The organism is Nocardia sp. NBC_01377, from assembly GCF_045040005.1.
In the GTDB taxonomy this organism is placed as follows: Bacteria; Actinomycetota; Actinomycetes; order Mycobacteriales; family Mycobacteriaceae; genus Nocardia; species Nocardia noduli.
The window spans coordinates 359,218-376,732 of the sequence record NZ_CP109566.1 but is presented as its reverse complement, the minus strand read 5'-3'; the positions used below and the strand labels follow the sequence as shown (position 1 = coordinate 376,732).

18 protein-coding genes are annotated in these 17,515 nt (G+C 68.1%); 8 read left to right on the top strand and 10 right to left on the bottom strand.

Annotated features, from left to right (window positions below; genetic code table 11):
- The first annotated feature begins 418 nt into the window (after nt 1–418).
- The gene (locus tag OG225_RS01675) at nt 419–1,108 is read left to right on the top strand and encodes a hypothetical protein (protein ID WP_405180109.1); all 690 of its coding nucleotides are present in this window, start codon (nt 419–421) and stop codon (nt 1,106–1,108) included.
- 12 nt (nt 1,109–1,120) lie between these two features.
- Here the strand turns inward: OG225_RS01675 and OG225_RS01670 are convergent, their stop codons facing one another.
- Complete coding sequence (locus OG225_RS01670; protein WP_216913588.1) at nt 1,121–2,086, bottom strand: YegS/Rv2252/BmrU family lipid kinase; 966 nt, start codon at nt 2,084–2,086, stop codon at nt 1,121–1,123.
- Nucleotides 2,083–3,735, bottom strand: a complete 1,653-nt coding sequence (locus OG225_RS01665; protein ID WP_405180108.1) for an FAD-binding oxidoreductase — start codon at nt 3,733–3,735, stop codon at nt 2,083–2,085. Before OG225_RS01665 ends, OG225_RS01670 begins: the two co-directional genes overlap by 4 nt.
- Nucleotides 3,736–3,822: 87 nt before the next feature.
- Between OG225_RS01665 and OG225_RS01660 the strand changes: the two genes are divergently transcribed.
- Together OG225_RS01660 and OG225_RS01655 are read left to right on the top strand one after the other, a co-directional pair.
- Nucleotides 3,823–4,437: a TetR/AcrR family transcriptional regulator gene (locus OG225_RS01660; RefSeq protein WP_405180107.1), complete on the top strand. Its 615-nt coding sequence runs from the start codon at nt 3,823–3,825 to the stop codon at nt 4,435–4,437.
- Nucleotides 4,438–4,477: 40 nt separating this feature from the next.
- Entirely contained in the window at nt 4,478–6,061 is a 1,584-nt protein-coding gene (locus tag OG225_RS01655; protein ID WP_405180106.1) for a glycerol-3-phosphate dehydrogenase/oxidase, read from the top strand.
- Here OG225_RS01655 and OG225_RS01650 read toward each other — a convergent pair whose 3' ends face one another.
- Together OG225_RS01650 and OG225_RS01645 are read right to left on the bottom strand one after the other, a co-directional pair.
- Nucleotides 6,062–6,583, bottom strand: coding sequence for a GNAT family N-acetyltransferase (locus OG225_RS01650; protein ID WP_232839555.1), 522 nt, complete (start codon nt 6,581–6,583; stop codon nt 6,062–6,064).
- Nucleotides 6,584–6,601: 18 nt separating this feature from the next.
- Nucleotides 6,602–7,255: a TetR/AcrR family transcriptional regulator gene (locus OG225_RS01645; RefSeq protein ID WP_405180105.1), complete on the bottom strand. Its 654-nt coding sequence runs from the start codon at nt 7,253–7,255 to the stop codon at nt 6,602–6,604.
- Nucleotides 7,256–7,563: 308 nt separating this feature from the next.
- Between OG225_RS01645 and OG225_RS01640 the strand changes: the two genes are divergently transcribed.
- From OG225_RS01640 to OG225_RS01625, 4 genes are all read left to right on the top strand, one after another.
- Nucleotides 7,564–8,844, top strand: a complete 1,281-nt coding sequence (locus OG225_RS01640; protein ID WP_405180104.1) for an FHA domain-containing protein — start codon at nt 7,564–7,566, stop codon at nt 8,842–8,844.
- 126 nt (nt 8,845–8,970) lie between these two features.
- Nucleotides 8,971–11,280 (top strand): FdhF/YdeP family oxidoreductase, encoded by a 2,310-nt coding sequence (locus OG225_RS01635; RefSeq protein ID WP_405180103.1) that lies wholly within the window; start codon nt 8,971–8,973, stop codon nt 11,278–11,280.
- 82 nt (nt 11,281–11,362) lie between these two features.
- Nucleotides 11,363–12,202 (top strand): formate dehydrogenase accessory sulfurtransferase FdhD, encoded by an 840-nt coding sequence (fdhD, locus tag OG225_RS01630; protein ID WP_405180102.1) that lies wholly within the window; start codon nt 11,363–11,365, stop codon nt 12,200–12,202.
- A 92-nt stretch (nt 12,203–12,294) separates the two neighbouring features.
- Complete coding sequence (locus OG225_RS01625; RefSeq protein WP_405180101.1) at nt 12,295–12,822, top strand: hypothetical protein; 528 nt, start codon at nt 12,295–12,297, stop codon at nt 12,820–12,822.
- Between the two features lie 3 nt (nt 12,823–12,825).
- On the opposite strand, the gene OG225_RS01620 is transcribed toward OG225_RS01625, so the two are convergent.
- The 3 genes from OG225_RS01620 to OG225_RS01610 form a co-directional block, all read right to left on the bottom strand.
- Entirely contained in the window at nt 12,826–13,230 is a 405-nt protein-coding gene (locus OG225_RS01620; RefSeq protein ID WP_405180100.1) for an NUDIX domain-containing protein, read from the bottom strand.
- 23 nt (nt 13,231–13,253) lie between these two features.
- The gene (gene mihF / locus OG225_RS01615; protein ID WP_109523852.1) at nt 13,254–13,568 is read right to left on the bottom strand and encodes an integration host factor, actinobacterial type; all 315 of its coding nucleotides are present in this window, start codon (nt 13,566–13,568) and stop codon (nt 13,254–13,256) included.
- 192 nt (nt 13,569–13,760) lie between these two features.
- Complete coding sequence (locus OG225_RS01610) at nt 13,761–13,997, bottom strand: hypothetical protein (protein WP_405180099.1); 237 nt, start codon at nt 13,995–13,997, stop codon at nt 13,761–13,763.
- A 108-nt stretch (nt 13,998–14,105) separates the two neighbouring features.
- Here OG225_RS01610 and OG225_RS01605 point away from each other — a divergent pair, with 108 nt between their 5' ends.
- The gene (locus OG225_RS01605; protein WP_405180098.1) at nt 14,106–14,483 is read left to right on the top strand and encodes a nuclear transport factor 2 family protein; all 378 of its coding nucleotides are present in this window, start codon (nt 14,106–14,108) and stop codon (nt 14,481–14,483) included.
- A 9-nt stretch (nt 14,484–14,492) separates the two neighbouring features.
- On the opposite strand, the gene OG225_RS01600 is transcribed toward OG225_RS01605, so the two are convergent.
- From OG225_RS01600 to OG225_RS01590, 3 genes are all read right to left on the bottom strand, one after another.
- Entirely contained in the window at nt 14,493–14,819 is a 327-nt protein-coding gene (locus OG225_RS01600) for an STAS domain-containing protein (RefSeq protein WP_405180097.1), read from the bottom strand.
- A gap of 297 nt (nt 14,820–15,116) precedes the next feature.
- The gene (clpX, locus tag OG225_RS01595; RefSeq protein ID WP_109523855.1) at nt 15,117–16,397 is read right to left on the bottom strand and encodes an ATP-dependent Clp protease ATP-binding subunit ClpX; all 1,281 of its coding nucleotides are present in this window, start codon (nt 16,395–16,397) and stop codon (nt 15,117–15,119) included.
- Nucleotides 16,398–16,846: 449 nt separating this feature from the next.
- On the bottom strand, nt 16,847–17,515 hold the full coding sequence (locus OG225_RS01590) for an ATP-dependent Clp protease proteolytic subunit (protein ID WP_109523856.1): 669 nt from the start codon (nt 17,513–17,515) through the stop codon (nt 16,847–16,849).

The window sequence follows — 17,515 nt, the reverse complement described above, 5'->3', positions numbered from 1 at the left end:
TACCGGCGATAGGGATGTAAGCATCGAATCCACAAGCAATTCTCAGCTTCTGGTGAATCTCACAATACCGGCGCCCCCCATGGCCCATCGGTTGCGCGACGGTCGTGGTGGCCGTCCGATCAGCGTCGATCCGGTTCGCCACGACGGGCGGGTCGGCCACGGTGCGATTTCGGCCACATTCGACGCCGGATCCGCGAGCCCGGGGACAGTCCGACCTGGTAGCGCGGGCCCTGCCCGCCGGAGCCGATCCGAGCGGCCCGACACCCCGGCGGTCGGATCCGGTTGCGCGCTCACCGAATCCGCGACGGGCGTGCGCGCACCCGCTGAGTTCTGCACGCGACCTCCGTGTCCGAATCATCCCGATAATTCAGGGGTTTCCCTGTTGCCGAATCGGGTGGGACCGGTGACTCTGGGAAATATGAGCCCCCCGCTTGACGCCATGCCCGCCTATTCTCCGGAACCGCGACTGTCCGTCGCGCCCGCGCGGACCCTCGCACCGGATTCGGTCCACGATCTGCGTGGCGATCCGGTCGAGGAACTGCGCTACCCGAACGCCGCCGCGCTGGTCTTCGCGGGTGTGCCGGGGGCGGGCAAGAGTACGGCGCTGCGCCTGTTCTTCGGGGCCACCGCCGAGGCCGAGACGGCGCCACACGGGCCGGGCGGCGTGCTCGTCCTGGATTCGCATCACGCGCGAAATCGCTGGCGGCGCAAACTCGGCTGGCTGCCCTACCCGCTGTGGCGACCCGTCGTGCACGTCGCGCACTACGCGGGCATCAGGGCAGCCTTGCGGGACGCGCCGGGCCCCGTGGTGATCCACGACTGCGCCACCTTCGGCTGGGCGCGCGCGATGATCCGTCGCTGGACGGCCGGGTTCGAGCGCGAACTACACCTGGTGATGGTCGACGTGCCGCCGCTCGACGCCATGGCCGGTCAGCACGCACGCGGGCGGAGGGTGAACGGGGTGTCCTTCCGCCTGCACGTGCGTCGCTGGCAGCGTCTGATCGATTCCGTGACGGCCATGGACCCGGACGCGGTGCGGTCCGCGTCGGTGGTGGTCGTCGACCGGTCGGCCGTGAACGCCATCCGGCGCATCACTTTCGGCGGATGAGCCGACCCGCGCTCACCGGACCAGGACGGTGAGCGCACCGGGAACCGCGCGCAGCGTCGCGGGCAGCATGCCCGCCGGTTCACCGTCGGCGGTCGCGGGGGCCGACGGCGCGGACAGCGTGACCTGCTCGACCCGGTAGCGCTTGGTGGCCGGGTGGTCGATCCGCTTACCCGCCGACAGGGCGGGCAGCAGTTTGAGCATTTCCAGCCGCGACACCTTGCCGACCACGGTCAGGTCGAGCAACCCGTCGTCCATCTCGGCGTCCGGGCAGATCAGCATGCCGCCGCCGTAGGTCCTGGAGTTGCCGACCGCGACCATGACGGCCTCGGTCTCGAGGACGGTGTCGCCCGCCGGATTGTCCAACGCCCCCGGCGCGACACCGGACAGCTCGATCCGATACGGCACCGCGAGTCCGCCCGCGAGTTCGGCGAGGGCGGCGAAACTGTAGCGCGACGGCCCCTTCGGCCAGCGCATCTCGTTGGCGCGCAACGTGACTCGGGCGTCGAATCCGGTGCCGGTGACCGTGGCGAACCACATCGGCGCGATACCCGTCGATTCGATACGTCCCAGGTCGACCACCCTGGTCCGGCCCGCGAGCACCAGATCCGCCGCGGCCACCGGATCATCGGTCGGCACCCCGAGCGCACGGGCCAGATCGTTGCCGGTGCCGCTCGGTATCAGGCCGAGCGGCACCCCGGTCTCGGCGATGGCCTCCAGGATCACACAGACCAGTCCGTCACCGCCGACGCAGATCACCGCGTCCGGGCGTCCGGCCGGGTCGGTCAGCGAATCACGCACCAGGCGTACGGATTCGGCGGCCGACGGGGCACGGATCTCGGTGATCTCGACGCCGCGTTCGGCAAGTCTGGCCACGGCGGCGGTGGCGGTGTCGTGCCCTTTGCCCAGTCCGGAGAGCCGATTGGTCACGACCAGGGCGCGGCGAAGGGCGCGTGGCGACTCCGAATAGACCTCTGTCATCGGATCAGCTTCCCAGGATTGAGGATGCCCGCGGGGTCCAATTCCTGTTTCACCGCGCGCAACACCCGGACACCGAGTTCGCCGATCTCGTCGGGCATCCACGGCCGGTGATCGGTGCCGACCGCGTGGTGGTGGGTGATGGTGCCCCCGCCCGCGAGGATCGCGTCGCCGACCGCCCGCTTGGCGATGGCCCACTGCGCGATCGGATCGTCGGTCTGCGCGGCGACGATCGTGAAGTACAGCGAGGCGCCGGTCGGGTAGGTATGCGAGATATGGCACATCACCAGCGGCGGCGTGCCCTGCGCGGCCAGCGAATCCGTCAGCGCTGCCGTCACTTTCGCCTTCAGGTCGGCGAGGTTGGACCACGTGGTCGCGGTCTCCAGCGTCTCGCACAGCACCGCGAGGTCCAGCAGCGCGTCGCGCGTGTAGGGGGCGGCGAAGCGACCGTGCTCCCACTGCCGCGCCGGGGTCTCTCCGAGCGCGGTGCCACCCGCCGCGCTCAGCAGCGCTTCGGCCTCGGCCTGCCGCGCCGCCACGTGCGCGGCGGTGCCCTCGTAGGTGGTGACGGCCAGACACCCCGATACCGCGTTGCCGCCGATATCGCCGGATCGGGCCAGGTTCAGGCCGGTCTCGGCCTCGTCGGACAGGCGCAGCACCGTCGGCGCCGCGCCCGCCTGCACCACGGTGCGCATGGCGGCGGCCCCGGTCGCGAAATCCGGGAACGACCAGGCCTGATATCCGACGGTCTCGGGTCGGGGATGCACCCGCACGGCGACCTCGGTGATGACGCCGAGCACCCCTTCGGAACCGAGGAACAGTTCACGGAGGTCGGGGCCCGCGGCGGAGGCGGGCGCTCGGCCCAGTACCAGGGTGCCGCTCGGCGTGGCGACCGTCAGCCGCTGCACCATGTCGTCGAAGCGGCCGTACCCCGCCGACGCCTGCCCGGACGAGCGGGTGGCCGCGAAGCCGCCGATGGTGGCGAATTCGAAACTCTGTGGGAAATGCCCGAGTGAAAGCCCTTGCGCGGCGAGCAATTCCTCCGTTCGCGGGCCGGTGAGCCCAGCTCCGAGTGTCGCGGTGCCACTGACGGGATCGACATGGGAGATCGAGTCGAGACGTCGTAGATCGAGTGCGATCACGGTGTCGAAGCGGCCGCGCACCGGGTCGACGCCACCCACCACGCTGGTCCCGCCTCCGAAGGGCACCACCGCGACGGCGTGTTCGGCGCACGAGGCGAGCACCGCGACCACCTGCTCGTGATCGGCGGGGGCGATGATGGCGTCGGGAGCGTCCTGGGGACCGTCGGCGCGGCGTCGCAGCAGGTCGGGGGTGCTCTTACCGCCCGCGTGCAAGAGGCGGTCGCGGTGATCGGTCGACACATTGCCCGCACCGACCACCGCGACCAGCCCGTCTCGTTGCGCCGGTGTGAGCACCGACTCGCGGAGCGGCACGTCGCCCTCATCGCGGCGCGCCACCGGGTCGCCGGACACCCCGAAAACCTGCGAGAGCAGGTCGCGGATCTGCGCCGGAAGTGGCTGATGTCCGGCCTGAATTCCCCAGGCGTCCCACACCATACTCGCTGACGGCGGCGCCGCACCCTGGTTTGCCACGGGAACCGAATCCGCGCCGGTGCGCTTCGTCTCAACCATGCGTTACAGTTTGACATAGAACGTCAAGTAGTAATGATTCGACACGTACACGCGGCACCGAGGTGCCACCGATATCCGGCGGTGAACATGCCAACCCCCGACGCGGCCGAGAACGAAACCCCGCTCTCCGCCGTCGATCTCGCGATATTCGACGCGGCGCGCGCCTGCGTCGAGGAATTCGGCGTCCGCAGGACCACCCTGACCGAAGTGGCCCGGCGCGCCGGGGTGAGCAGGCCCACCGTCTATCGGCGGTGGCCCGATACCGGTTCGCTGGTTACCGAACTCCTGGTCCGTGAGCTGCGCGCGATCATCGCCGAGACCATGCCCGCGGGCGGAGCGGCCCGCGCCCGGCTGGTGCGCGGCATCGTCGCGGGCGCGGCGACGATCCGGTCTAATCCGCTGTTCGGCAAGATCTTCCGCACCGACACCGATCTGATGCTCACCTACGTGTTCGGGCGACTCGGACGCAATCAGCGCACCCTCGTCGAATTGTTCGCCGCGGTGATCGGCGAAGGACAGTCCGACGGGTCGATCCGCGTGGGTGATCCGACCCGGCTGGCCACCATGCTGTTGCTGATCACCCAGTCCGCGGTCCAGTCGGCCGCGACCGTCGCGGAGCTACTGCCGGGACCCGAACTCGACGCCGAACTGGGCCACGCGATCGAAGGCTATCTACGCCCGGAAACCACCCGCCGTCGATGACGGCGACACCACCGACGACCGGCACCGGAAGGGAATGGCGATGACCGCGAAGCCGACGACCGAAAAGGCTCGGGCCCAGGGGGATTCCGACCCGGGGAATTCCGCGCTGAACGCCGATCGGCGGGCCCGCGAACTGCGGCAGCTCGGCGACGACGCCGACATCGATCTGCTCGTCGTCGGCGGCGGTGTCACCGGTGTGGGCGCGGCGCTCGACGCGGCAGCGCGCGGACTGCGGACGGTACTGGTCGAGCGGCACGATCTCGCGTTCGGCACGAGTCGCTGGAGTTCCAAACTCGTGCACGGCGGATTGCGCTATCTCGCGGGCGGTCACGTCGGCATCGCGCACGAGAGCGCGGTCGAGCGGGCGATCCTGATCGGTTCCACCGCACCGCATCTGGTGCGACCGCTGCCCCAGATCGTGCCGCTGCTGCCCGGCCTCGGACGCGCGAGCCAGGCCCTGATCCGGACCGGCTTCCTCGCGGGCGACGTCCTGCGCCGCGGCGCGGGCACCCCGGCGGCGATCCTGCCGAGATCCCGCCGGGTCGCCGCCGCCGAGACCTTGCGGCTGGCCCCCACCGTGCGCCGCGCCGGTCTGCGCGGCGGTCTCCAGGCATGGGACGGCCAGCTCGTCGACGACGCCAGACTCGTGGTCGCGCTGGCCCGCACCGCGGCGAGCCTGGGCGCGACGGTGCTGACCCGCGTCGAAGCCGTCGACGTGAAAGGCGATTCGGCCACCCTGCGCGACACGCTCACCGGCGAAACCCTGTTGGTCCGGGCCCGCGCCGTGGTGAACGCCACCGGCGTATGGGCCGACCAGGTCGATCCGAGTATCGAATTGCGGCCTTCGCGCGGCACCCACCTGGTTTTCGACGCCGCCGCGTTCGGCGGTCTCTCCGCCTCGCTCACGGTGCCGGTGCCGGGAAGTACCAGCCGTTTCGTCTTCGCCTTCCCCGCGGCGCACGGCCGGGTGTACCTCGGCCTGACCGACGAGGACGCGCCGGGCCCGGTCCCCGACGAACCGCGCCCGACCGAGTCCGAGATCGACTTCCTGCTCGACACCGTCAACACCGTATTGCGAGAGCCGTTGCGACGAGCCGACATTCGCGGCAGTTACGCGGGCCTGCGGCCACTGCTGAAGACCGGCGACGGCAGTACCTCCGACATCTCCCGCGAACACGCGGTGCTGACCTCGCCCGCCGGGGTGATCACGATCGTCGGCGGCAAGCTCACCACCTACCGCAGAATGGCCGAGGACGTCGTGGACGCGGCCGTCGACGCGGCGGGACTGATCGCCGAGCCGTGCCGAACGGCACGTCTGCCCCTGGTCGGCGCGGTCTCCGGATCGGCGCGCGACCGCGTCGACGCCCCGCCCACGCTGATCGAGCGCTACGGCAGCGAGGCGACGACCGTTCTGGCCGCGGTCGCGGACAATCCGGCGCTCGGCGAACCCGTCGCCCCCGGAATCGATGTCAGCGCAGCCGAATTCGCGTTCGGCATCAGCCACGAGGGCGCGCTCGACATCGCCGATCTACTCGACCGCCGCACCCGCATCGGTCTGATCGCGAGCGACAGGGACGCGGCACTGGCGGCGGCCGAGGCGGCCTTCGCCGCGCAATCCGGGTGATCAGCTCCAGTTGGTCAATTCGGCGAGCATCGCGGTGCGTGGCCAGCGTTCCAGCCCGTGTTCGGCCTCGGCGGCCCTGACCGCCCGCATCTCGGGCGCTTCGGCCGACACCGGGATGTAGTGGAAGCCCAGGCGCTCGTAGTACGGGCCGTTCCACGGCACCTCGGTGAAGGTGGTCAGGGTGATGGCGCGCATCCCCTGCGCCTTGGCCCAGCGCGCGGCGGATTCGATCAGCTGTTTGCCGATGCGCTTTCCCGCGTGGTCGGGATGGACCGAGACCTGTTCGATGTGGGCGTTGCCGTCGACGATGCCAAGGACGAGGTAGCCGATCGGCAGATCGGCGTCGTCGGCCCAGACCCACGCGCGCCCGGCGTCGAGGAATTCGCGCAGGCGTTCCAGGGTGGGCGGATCGTCATCGGCGACCGCCGTCATTCCGATCGTCGCGAACGGTTGCCCGGCGGCGCGCTCGATCTCCTGCAAGGCGGGCAGATCGGCCTCGGTGGCCGGTCGAATCATCTGCATGCGGGAAGTATTCTCCCTTCACCGCGCCGGTGTCGCCAGGATTCCGTCGATCAGTGCCCGCACCGCCCATGTCGCGCGGGTGTCACCGTCGCCCGAGCGGCGCACAGGCGCCGTCACCGGAACGCGGTCGGCGACCGGTTCGGCCTGCCCGAGTCGGCGCGTTCCGGATTCCGGTGCGCGCGCGGCGTGATCGGCGCTCTGTTCGGCGGCGGCCGCGGTGATGTGCAGATACAGCAGTTCCACCGCCCAGTCGACGGTCCGCTCGTCCACCCCGGCGTCGGCCAGCAGTCCCCGCATCCGGTCGATGAGCCGCAGCGCGTTGGCGCCGGTGGGGGTCGCGGCGAGGGCGACGAAGGCCAATCCCTCGTGTCTGCTCATGACGGCGACCGTCGATTCGATCACCGCGATCAGCCGCTCGCGCCAGATGCCGTCGTCGGGTTCGGCGACCGAGCCGAGCACGTGATCCAGCATGGCAGCCATGAGATCGTCGCGATTGGCGACATAGACGTAGAGCGAGGCCGCGCCGGTGTCCAACTCCTGGGCCACCCGCCGCATGGTGAGTGCGGCCAGCCCCTCGGCGTCCAGGACGCGCAACCCGGTGTCGATGATCACCTCGCGGCTGAGCGGGGCCTTCGACGGCCGAGCCCTGCGGCTGACCGGCGCGGGCCTCACGCGGCTGACTGGCATAGGTTCGGCCATCCGGTGACGACGACGGCTTCGGGGGTCTCGATCGGGTCGGTCCACTTCGCCATGGGCCGAAGCCTACGCCCGAACGAACGCCGTTTGACACGAACGTTGTTCGGAATGTCACCGGGGCCGGTGTCGTGTCGCTCCATGTCGCAGTGGTTATTGCCCCACCGACTCGTCGCCCAAACCTCGTGCTCGCCGCGCCGTTCCCCCGGCCACCGGATCCGTAAGCCCGGATGGTTCGCCCCCCGCCACTATGCTGGACGCGACAAGTGCGCGGGAAGGAGGCACGGGTGCGCAAGAACCCGTCGACCGTCGGTATCGCGCCGGGTGACGGCCTGATCGCTCGTTTCGGCTCGGTCGTCGTCTACCTCGCGGGTGAAACGGCGTCCACCGATCGGATTCTCGGGGCGATCGAAGCCGTCTCCGACGCGGAACATCCCGGTGCGGCTATCGCCCAGCGACTGGCCGCGGTGGTATTCGGCAGCGGTTCGGAGCCGCCGCCTTTCGGCGTCGTCGCACCCACATCCGACGGCACCGTGATCCTGCTCCGCGGTCCCGTGATCGCCGAGATCCACGGGGCCGAAGGGGTGCGAAGGATCTCGGGGGCGCGCGCGTTCACCTGGGTTGACGAAATCGTGCGCGAACCGGTTCGCCGCATCACCGTCGGCATCGATGCCGACGGCCCGCCGTCGGCGCTCGCGCGCACGGATCTGCGCGCGGGCGTTGTCCCCGGCGGCGGCTTCGAATTGCGCGTCGGCCCGCGCCGCGCGAACCAACCCACCGGGCCCACGTCGGATGCGGGCGAACCGGGGCACGAAGCGGCGCAACCGATGCCGGGACGGCGCACCGAGGAACCGGCAGGCACCGCACCCGCGGGTTTCGACACCGTGGACGACACCCCCGGCGCGGATCGCACCGAACGCACGGGCGAACGCACCCGGGCCCATCACACATCGGCTACGAACCACCCTTCGCCCGCCGCCGAACCCGCCCGGACCGGGACGAATTCGACCGACGAACCCGTGCGGCCGCGCCGCGTCGGCGAAGTCGCCGCCGTACCGAAAACCCCCGCGCGGCCCGCCCCCGAGGACATCGGCACGCAGGCCATGCCCGGCGGCTGGTCGGGCACACACCATTCGGCCGCGACACCGCACACCGGGCACGACGTGCCACCCGACGATTCGATGACCCGCCCCGCGCGGCCGGGCACCGGGGCCTCGGTGGGCGCGCTGGTCTACGACGACACGGCCTATCCGCTGGACCGGCCGTACGTGATCGGGCGCAGCCCCATGTCCGACGACTCGGTACGCAACGCCGTCGCCTCGCCGCTGGCCGTCCCTCGCGACCGGCACGTCTCGCGCATCCACGCCTACGTCACGCTCGATCGCGGCAAGGTCTTCGTGCGCGACGCCGGGACACCGGCGGGCACCTTCATCGCCGCCCCGGGGGCCGAGACATGGACCCGCATCGGAACCGCGACGACCGAACTCGCCCCCGGCTGGAGTATCCGCATCGGCGAGAAGATCCTGACCTACCGCGCCGACGACCAGCGGGTACGACTGCTGAAGTGAACGAACCCGCCCCGGTGGCATACGTGTCCGACACCACCCGTCCGAGCGGGGCACCGGGATCTACGATGCCAAGGCGAACACCGATGCCCGCGGCGGTACAGCGGGTATGGAGAGGACGATGGGACTATGCACCGACACGGGCCGACCGAGGATATCGATGAATCCGCGCTGACCGTCACTCCGCCGAAGACACAGGCCGCGGGCGTCACGGCGGTAGCCGTCTCGTTGAAACGCGCGGTGCGGGAGATGGGTGTCGTGCGGACCGCGCGGACCTTGGCCCGGGTCAATCAGGTACACGGTTTCGACTGCCCCGGCTGCGCGTGGCCGGAACCCACCGGGCATCGTCGTCCCGCCGAATTCTGCGAGAACGGCGCGAAGGCCGTGGCGGAGGAAGCGACGCTGCGCACCGTCACCCCGGAATTCTTCGCGCGGCATTCGGTCGAGGAACTGTCGCGCAAATCCGGGTACTGGCTCGGACAGCAGGGACGGCTCACCCACCCGATGGTGCTGCGTCCGGGTGACACCCACTACACACCGATCGACTGGGACGACGCCTACCGTCTGATCGCCGACGTCCTGCGCGGGCTCGATTCGCCCGACCGCGCCCTGTTCTACACCTCGGGACGCACCGCGAACGAGACGGCCTTCCTCTACCAACTGCTCGTCCGCAGCTACGGAACCAACAATCTGCCCGACTGCTCCAACATGTGCCACGAATCCTCTGGCGCGGCCCTGGTCGGTTCGATCGGCATCGGCAAGGGTTCGGTGACGATCGATGATTTCGACGCCGCGGATCTGATCATCGTCGCCGGTCAGAATCCGGGCACGAACCATCCGCGCATGCTCAGCGCCCTCGCTGGCGCCAAGGCCTCGGGCGCGAAGATCGTCGCGGTGAACCCGCTGCCGGAAACCGGACTGCTCGGGTTCCGCGATCCGCAGACCGTCCGGGGCGTCACCTCCGGTGTCCCCATCGCCGACGATTTCCTACAGATCCGGCTCGGCGGTGACATGGCGCTGTTCCGCGGGATCGGCCGACTGCTGTTCGAAGCCGAGGATCGCGCGCCCGGCACGGTCGTCGACCGCGCCTTCGTGGACGAGCACTGCGCCGGATTCGACGAGTACGAGAAGCAGTCGCGCGCGGTCGATCTGGATACCGTGGTGGCCGCGAGCGGCCTGCCCCTGGCCGATATCGAACGCACGGCGCGACTGTTCGCCGCGTCGAAGAACATCATCATCTGCTGGGCGATGGGGCTGACCCAGCAGCACCACGGTGTGGCCACCATCGAGGAGGCCACCAACCTGCTCCTGTTGCGCGGCATGATCGGCAGGCCGGGCGCGGGCGTCTGCCCGGTGCGCGGGCATTCCAATGTGCAGGGCGATCGCACCATGGGCATCTGGGAACGAATGCCGGACAGCTTCCTCGACGCGCTCGACCGCGAATTCGGCATCACCAGCCCGCGCGCGCACGGTTACGACACCGTCGACGGTATCCGCGCCATGCGTGCGGGCAAGGCTTCGGTATTCGTCGGCATGGGCGGCAATTTCGTCTCCGCCACCCCCGATACCGAGGTGACCGAGGCGGCGTTGCGCGGCTGCGAACTCACCGTGCAGGTCTCGACCAAACTCAACCGCAGCCACCTGGTGCACGGTCGGACCGCGCTCATCCTGCCGACACTGGGACGCACCGACAAGGATGTGCGCGCCGGGGTGAGACAGCAGGTGTCGGTGGAGGATTCGATGTCGATGGTGCACCTGTCCACCGGCAGGCTCGATCCGGTCAGCGATCAGTTACGCAGCGAAGTCGCCATCGTGTGCGATCTCGCGCTGGCGTTGCTCGGCCCGGACCATCCGGTCCCGTGGGCCCGATACCGCGACGACTACGACGAGATCCGCGATGCCATCGCACGGGTGGTCCCCGGCTGCGACGAATACAACAGGCGCGTTCGCGATCGTAACGGTTTCGTACTGCCGCATCCCCCGCGTGATTCCCGCGAATTCCGGACCGGCACGGGCAGAGCGAATTTCGGGATCAACGAGTTGAGCTGGGTGCCGGTACCGCCGGGACGGTTGATCCTGCAGACGATGCGCAGCCACGACCAATACAACACCACCATCTACGGCCTCGACGATCGCTATCGCGGCGTGCACGGTGGCCGCCGCGTGGTCCTGGTCGATGTCGACGATATCGCCGAAATGGGTTATACCGAAGGTGATCTGGTCGATCTGATCTCGGAATGGACCGACGGCGTCGAACGCCGGGTGGAGGGTTTCCGCATCGTCGGCTATCCGACACCGCGCGGCAACGCCGCCGCCTACTACCCCGAGGCGAATCCGCTGGTACCGCTGGATCATGTTGCGGCACGATCTAATACGCCGGTATCCAAGGCCGTGACGATCCGACTCGAACCCCATGTGCACGTGGAGGCGCGGTCATGACCGCGGTCCGAAACCCGACCGCTGACGAAGCGACCACGGCCGATGGTCCGTCGCCGGTCCCGCCCACCACCGGGGTCCGGTCATGAGCAGGGTGACCGCGCGCCGTCCGACGCTGCGGATCTCGCCGAACGGTGAAGTGCGCAGGCCCGACACCCTCGCCGTGGAGGAACCGCTCGAGATCCGCATCGCCGGACAATCGCTGACGGTCACCATGCGCACACCCGGCGCGGATATCGACCTGGTGCACGGTTTCCTGTTGAGCGAGAACATCATCGGCTCCATGGACGACGTCGTGAGCGCGCGCTACTGCGCGGGCACGGACGCGGACGGACACAACACCTACAACGTCCTCGATGTCGAACTGCGCGGGCCCGCCACGGTGCGGCCACGCAATTTCCTCACCACTGGGGCCTGCGGTGTCTGCGGCAAGACCGCGCTCGACGAGGTCCGCTCACACACCAGATATCCGATCCCCGCACACGCCAGCGCTGTCGACACCGCGGTGCTGGCGGGTATGCCGGAGAGTCTGCGCGCCCGCCAGTCGGTCTTCGACGCCACCGGCGGACTGCACGCCGCCGGACTCTTCACCGTGGGCGGGGAGCCGCTGGCGGTGCGTGAGGATATCGGCAGGCATAACGCCGTCGACAAGGTGATCGGGTGGGCGCTGCGCGAAAACCGGATCCCCGCACACGATCTCGTGCTCATCGTCAGCGGGCGTGCCTCGTTCGAACTGGTCCAGAAGGCGGTCATGGCGGGAATACCCACGCTCGGCGCGGTGTCGGCACCGAGTTCGCTCGCGGTCGATCTCGCGGTCGAATCCGGACTGACCCTGGTCGGATTCCTCCGGGGCGACACCATGAACGTCTACAGCGGCTCCGACAGTCTGGTGATCCCGGGAACCGCCGCCGCGCAGAGCGTCTGACCTGGGGAAATACTGCCGATCGTTGCCCACGGAGCGCTGTCGGAATACGGTGAACGCACCGATCCACCCGGTGCCGAGGAACGGAGCGACCGATGCGGATCTCGCTGGAGGGCAAATCGGGGGGCATACGCGTGCGCATGCGCTTCGAACAGAATCGCGGGCGTTGGCTGGCCGTACGAATCATCCTGGGCGTGTTGGCATTCCAGGGGATCGTGATCGGATTGTGGGCCGTCCTCGCACCGCACTCGTGGTACTCGAGTTTCCCCGGTTTCGGCATGCACTGGGTCGCGGTGGACGGGCCGTACAACCACCACCTCGCCGCCGATGTCGGCGCGTTCTTCCTGGCGCTGGGCGCGGTATCGCTGTACGCGCTGATCCGTACCGGGGTGGAGAGCGCGAGAGCCGCGGGCATCGGATGGACGGTGATGGCACTGCCGCACCTGATCTATCACGCCTTCCACAAACCCGCCGAGATGGGGGCCGTGAGTTTCACCCTGAGCGTCATCGCGGCCGCCGCGCTGCTCGCGCTCGGCGTGGCCCTGCTGGTGGTGGTGCCGCGCGGCCCCAGGGTCGCCGATCCCGATCCGATCGACCTCCGCTTCCCGCGCCGCGGGGAATGAGGGTCAGCGCCACCCGCCGATGGAGGTGAGGTGGCGCAGGGTGCGTACCACGGCTGGAGCGCACAGATGATCGTCCTGCGGCCCGAGCCACGCCATTTCGGCGATTTCCGCGGCCGGGGCCGGAACACCCCGGCCGGGCGCGCGGAAACAATGCATTTCGACGAGGATGCCCGGGCGACCATGGGCGGGAGCCGTGATGGTCACCTCGGGCGTGATGCGCTGTTCATCGATCTCGACGCCGAGTTCCTCGCGGACCTCGCGGACGAGCGCTCGCGCCAGGGTCTCCCCCGGCTCGGGTTTGCCGCCGGGCAGGTAGAAGGCGTCACGACCCTCGGTACGGACTGCCAGCAACCTGCCGTTTTCGACGCATAACCAAGCAACCGACGTGAGCGTTCGTTCCGCGGTCATGATCTGCAGACGCTACCCGGAAATCAGGCTTCGAGCGCCTCGAGCAACGCCGCCCGCTGACGGGCGCCCAGACCACCGATGCGGCGATCCTCCGGAATCTCGGCCTGATCCATCAGCTTGGCCGCTTTGACCGGTCCGACGCCGGGCAGGGCCTTGATCACGGCCGCGACCTTGGTCTTCTTGACCAGATCATCGGACTCGGACTTCTTGAGCAGGTCCGCGACCGAAACCTTGCCCTCTTTCACCTGACCGATCAATTCGGAGCGCGCCTTGCGCACCGCGGCCGCTTTGGCCAACGCCTCGGTGCGTTGCTCGGCGGTCATTGTGGGCAGTGCCATGTCTCCTCCGCTTTCACTCGTCACTCGAACATCTGGTTGACCGGGTCGAGTAAACAGCACCATGTCGACTGCACCCCGCCGACACACCGGGTGAATGTTGCGATGAGTTTTCCGAGTCGAGACCGTCGTAATCGATGAAGCATCCGCCGACTACGGGCGAATCGGACGAAAGGAATGCAGGCCATGGAGCTGTCACTCACCCGATTCCTCACCATAGACGCCACCCACGAGGGCCGGGACGGCGGCCCGCGACAGGATCGCGGCGACGGCGTCACCGATCCGGCGTAACGCCTGGACCTCGGAGAACGACAGGATCATCGAGAGTACTTCGCTATTGGACGACCGGTTCAACGGAGAGCCGGAGGGATCGACGAGGATCCCGGCGCGGGGCACGACCTCAGGGTTGCCACGCAGTCCACGGCGAGACATTTCGAAGAGATAGACGACGGTCCCCCCTTCGGGCGGGATCCGATCCATCGCACACGGGACACTGCTAACCTCGGAACTAGAACAGGTTCCAATTCAGTGGGAGTTCCGATGGCACAACAGATCCGCGACGTGGTCGAGCAGTACGTGAAACTGGTCGGCTCGGGCCCGACCGAGAACATCGTCGCGTTGTACGCGCCCGACGCCGTCATCGAGGACCCGATCGGCACCGAGCCCAAACGCGGGCACGCGGCGATCCGGGAGTTCTACGATGTCCTCGCGCAGCTCGATCGTGAGACCGAACTGCACACCGACACCCTGCGCGTCGCCGGAAATCACGCCGCGTTCCTGTTCACGCTCGTCACCAGATTCGGCGATCAGCGCCTGACCCTGAGCCCGATCGACGTCATGGAATTCGACGACGACGGCAAGATCACGCGAATGCGCGCCTACTGGGGCCAGGACGACATGAGCAGCGAAACCGCCTGATCACTGCGATCACGCCGGATCGAGGACCGCGCAGGCCAGATCCGGCATCAGGTCGAACGCGTCCGCCTCACCGGCTGCCACGAGCAGCCGGTCGACGCAACTCGCGCCCACCACCAGACGCAATCGGCGCCCGGTGCGCCCCGCCGTCACGCGGGCCTCGACGAGAACGCGCAGGCCGGCGATGCCGAAGAAGCTCACCCGCGACAGGTCGACGGTCACGATCTGCGCCGCGTTGTTCAATGCTCCGATCAGCGAGGTCCGCAACTCGTCCACGGTGTAGTGGTCGACCTCCCCGGCGACCGCGCAGAGAGTCACGGTCTCGCCGGGTGTGGTCACCGAAACATGGAGCCGGTCGGCGGGACCGGACGGTCGCGATCTCGTCGCGGAAATTCTGGTGGTGATGACGGTCGACATACGGACCCCGGTCCGGTCGCGCGCGGCAACAGAGAGAATTGCTCGCGAAGGTGGTTCGTCCCGGCATCACGTTCACCCGAGACCGGGCTGGTTACTCAACCCTCATCAGGGGTACCCCATTCGGCGCCGCCGCACACCTTTTGCTGTCGAACGTCCCCGAACGACACGAACGGCCCGGATATCCGTGCGGACATCCGGGCCGTTCGGTAAGGACAACGATCAGGCGGACTTCTCGCGACGCTCAGCGCGCTGCGCCTTACGGGGCACGATGGTCGGGAGCACGTTCTCGGTCACCGTATCGGCGTTGACGACCACCTTGGCGACATCGTCACGGCTGGGGATGTCGTACATCACCGGCAGCAGGACTTCCTCCATGATGGCGCGCAGACCGCGAGCGCCGGTGCCGCGCAGGATCGCCTGATCGGCGATGGCCTCCAGGGCGTCCTGGGTGAACTCGAGTTCGACGCCGTCCATCTCGAACAGCCTGATGTACTGCTTCACGAGGGCGTTCTTCGGTTCGGACAGGATCTTGACCAGCGATTCCTTGTCCAGATTCGTCACCGAGGCGACGACGGGCAGGCGACCGATGAACTCGGGAATCAGACCGAACTTGATCAGATCCTCCGGCATCACCTCGGAGAAGTGATCGGTGGTGTCGATCTCCGCCTTGGACCTGACCTCGGCGCCGAAACCGATACCGCGGTGGCCGATGCGGTCGGAGATGATCTTCTCCAGGCCCGCGAACGCGCCCGCCACGATGAACAGCACGTTGGTGGTGTCGATCTGGATGAACTCCTGGTGCGGGTGCTTGCGCCCACCCTGGGGCGGCACACTCGCCTGGGTGCCCTCGAGGATCTTCAGCAGCGCCTGCTGCACGCCCTCACCGGAGACGTCACGGGTGATGGACGGGTTCTCGCTCTTGCGGGCGATCTTGTCGACCTCGTCGATGTAGATGATGCCGGTCTCGGCCCGCTTGACGTCGTAGTCCGCGGCCTGGATCAGCTTGAGCAGGATGTTCTCGACATCCTCGCCCACATAGCCCGCCTCGGTCAGCGCGGTCGCGTCCGCGATGGCGAACGGCACGTTCAGCATCTTCGCCAGGGTCTGCGCCAGATACGTCTTACCGCAGCCGGTGGGGCCGAGCATCAGGATGTTCGATTTCGTCAGTTCGACGATCTCGCCCCGGCTGTCGCGCCCCTTGTCACCCGCCTGGATGCGCTTGTAGTGGTTGTAGACGGCCACGGCGAGCGTGCGCTTGGCGGTGTCCTGCCCGATGACGTAGTTCTCCAGGAAATCCCGGATCTCCGCGGGCTTGGGCAGTTCATCGAGTTTGACCTCGCTGGACTCGGCCAGCTCCTCCTCGATGATCTCGTTGCATAGATCGATGCACTCGTCGCAGATGTACACCCCTGGTCCCGCAATGAGCTTCTTGACCTGCTTCTGGCTCTTTCCACAGAACGAGCACTTGAGCAGATCGCCGCCATCTCCGATGCGCGCCATCTCGTGGGTCCCTACTTCCTTGTCCGCGTGCAACCGTCCGTCCAGGTTGCCAGCAATCCGCCGAACTCGGGTGTAATCACGAACACTTCGAGCGTGTAGGGCGGGTCGAGCGATGCCGTCAACCGGGAGCAAAGGTCCCTAGGTCGACCGTACCCGGTGTGGTGGAAGGAGGTCGACAACTCGAGCATGTTTCTCGCCGGTGTTGTGCCAGTTCTCACGGCATTGGAACACGTTCCACCATGGAAGGGCCAGATCCGGCGTCCGGCCACCCGCTTCGCGACCCATTCCCATCGGAGTCGTTCCGATCGGTCGGTTTCTCTCGAAGCGGACCGGCCGAACAGTCTGCCACCTGGCGTCCTGCCCGGCCGGATTTACCTGCAACATAGCAACTTACGAGCACTCCCGCTCATCGGGCGAGACGATTCCCACCCCGCGGGAACTTTCGCGGGCTATTTCTGCGCACTCAGCTTGCGGTAACCGAACACCTGATCGACGATCCCGTATTCCTTGGCATCCTCTGCCGTCAGGATCTTGTCGCGGTCGGTGTCCTTGCGGATGGTGTCCGCGTCCTTGCCGGTGTGGTTGGCCAGCGTGGTCTCCATGAGCCTGCGCATGCGCTCGATCTCGGCAGCCTGGATCTCCAGGTCCGACACCTGCCCCTGGATGCCACCCTCCAGCGCGGGCTGATGGATCAGCACGCGGGCGTTGGGCAGGCAGGCCCGCTTACCGGGCGCGCCCGCCGCGAGCAGCACGGCGGCGGCGGAGGCCGCCTGACCGAGGCAGACGGTGACGACGTCGGCGCGGACGTACTGCATGGTGTCGTAGATCGCCATCAGCGCGGTGAACGAACCACCGGGCGAGTTGATGTACATGGTGATGTCGCGATCAGGATCCTGCGACTCCAGCACCAGCAGCTGCGCCATGATGTCGTTGGCCGAGACATCGTCGACCTGCGCGCCGAGGAAGATGATGCGCTCCTCGAACAGCTTGTTGTACGGGTCCGAGGTCTTCACGCCGTAGGTGGTCTGCTCGGTGAACTGCGGCAGGATGTACCGCGAATGCGGGCCCTGCGGGGCCATGCCGGAAACGCCGGCGCGTGGGTCGATCGAATTGGCCAT

Coding starts and splice junctions, on each gene's coding strand:
- OG225_RS01670 (WP_216913588.1), bottom strand. CDS start 2,086: ATGACAGAGGTCTATTCGGAGTCGCCACGCGCCCTTCGCCGCGCCCTG.
- OG225_RS01655 (WP_405180106.1), top strand. CDS start 4,478: ATGACCGCGAAGCCGACGACCGAAAAGGCTCGGGCCCAGGGGGATTCC.
- OG225_RS01625 (WP_405180101.1), top strand. CDS start 12,295: ATGCGGATCTCGCTGGAGGGCAAATCGGGGGGCATACGCGTGCGCATG.
- OG225_RS01620 (WP_405180100.1), bottom strand. CDS start 13,230: ATGACCGCGGAACGAACGCTCACGTCGGTTGCTTGGTTATGCGTCGAA.
- OG225_RS01605 (WP_405180098.1), top strand. CDS start 14,106: ATGGCACAACAGATCCGCGACGTGGTCGAGCAGTACGTGAAACTGGTC.
- OG225_RS01660 (WP_405180107.1), top strand. CDS start 3,823: ATGCCAACCCCCGACGCGGCCGAGAACGAAACCCCGCTCTCCGCCGTC.
- clpX (WP_109523855.1), bottom strand. CDS start 16,397: ATGGCGCGCATCGGAGATGGCGGCGATCTGCTCAAGTGCTCGTTCTGT.
- OG225_RS01590 (WP_109523856.1), bottom strand. CDS start 17,515: ATGGCCAATTCGATCGACCCACGCGCCGGCGTTTCCGGCATGGCCCCG.
- OG225_RS01675 (WP_405180109.1), top strand. CDS start 419: ATGAGCCCCCCGCTTGACGCCATGCCCGCCTATTCTCCGGAACCGCGA.
- fdhD (WP_405180102.1), top strand. CDS start 11,363: ATGAGCAGGGTGACCGCGCGCCGTCCGACGCTGCGGATCTCGCCGAAC.
- OG225_RS01665 (WP_405180108.1), bottom strand. CDS start 3,735: ATGGTTGAGACGAAGCGCACCGGCGCGGATTCGGTTCCCGTGGCAAAC.
- OG225_RS01635 (WP_405180103.1), top strand. CDS start 8,971: ATGCACCGACACGGGCCGACCGAGGATATCGATGAATCCGCGCTGACC.
- OG225_RS01610 (WP_405180099.1), bottom strand. CDS start 13,997: ATGTCTCGCCGTGGACTGCGTGGCAACCCTGAGGTCGTGCCCCGCGCC.
- OG225_RS01650 (WP_232839555.1), bottom strand. CDS start 6,583: ATGCAGATGATTCGACCGGCCACCGAGGCCGATCTGCCCGCCTTGCAG.
- mihF (WP_109523852.1), bottom strand. CDS start 13,568: ATGGCACTGCCCACAATGACCGCCGAGCAACGCACCGAGGCGTTGGCC.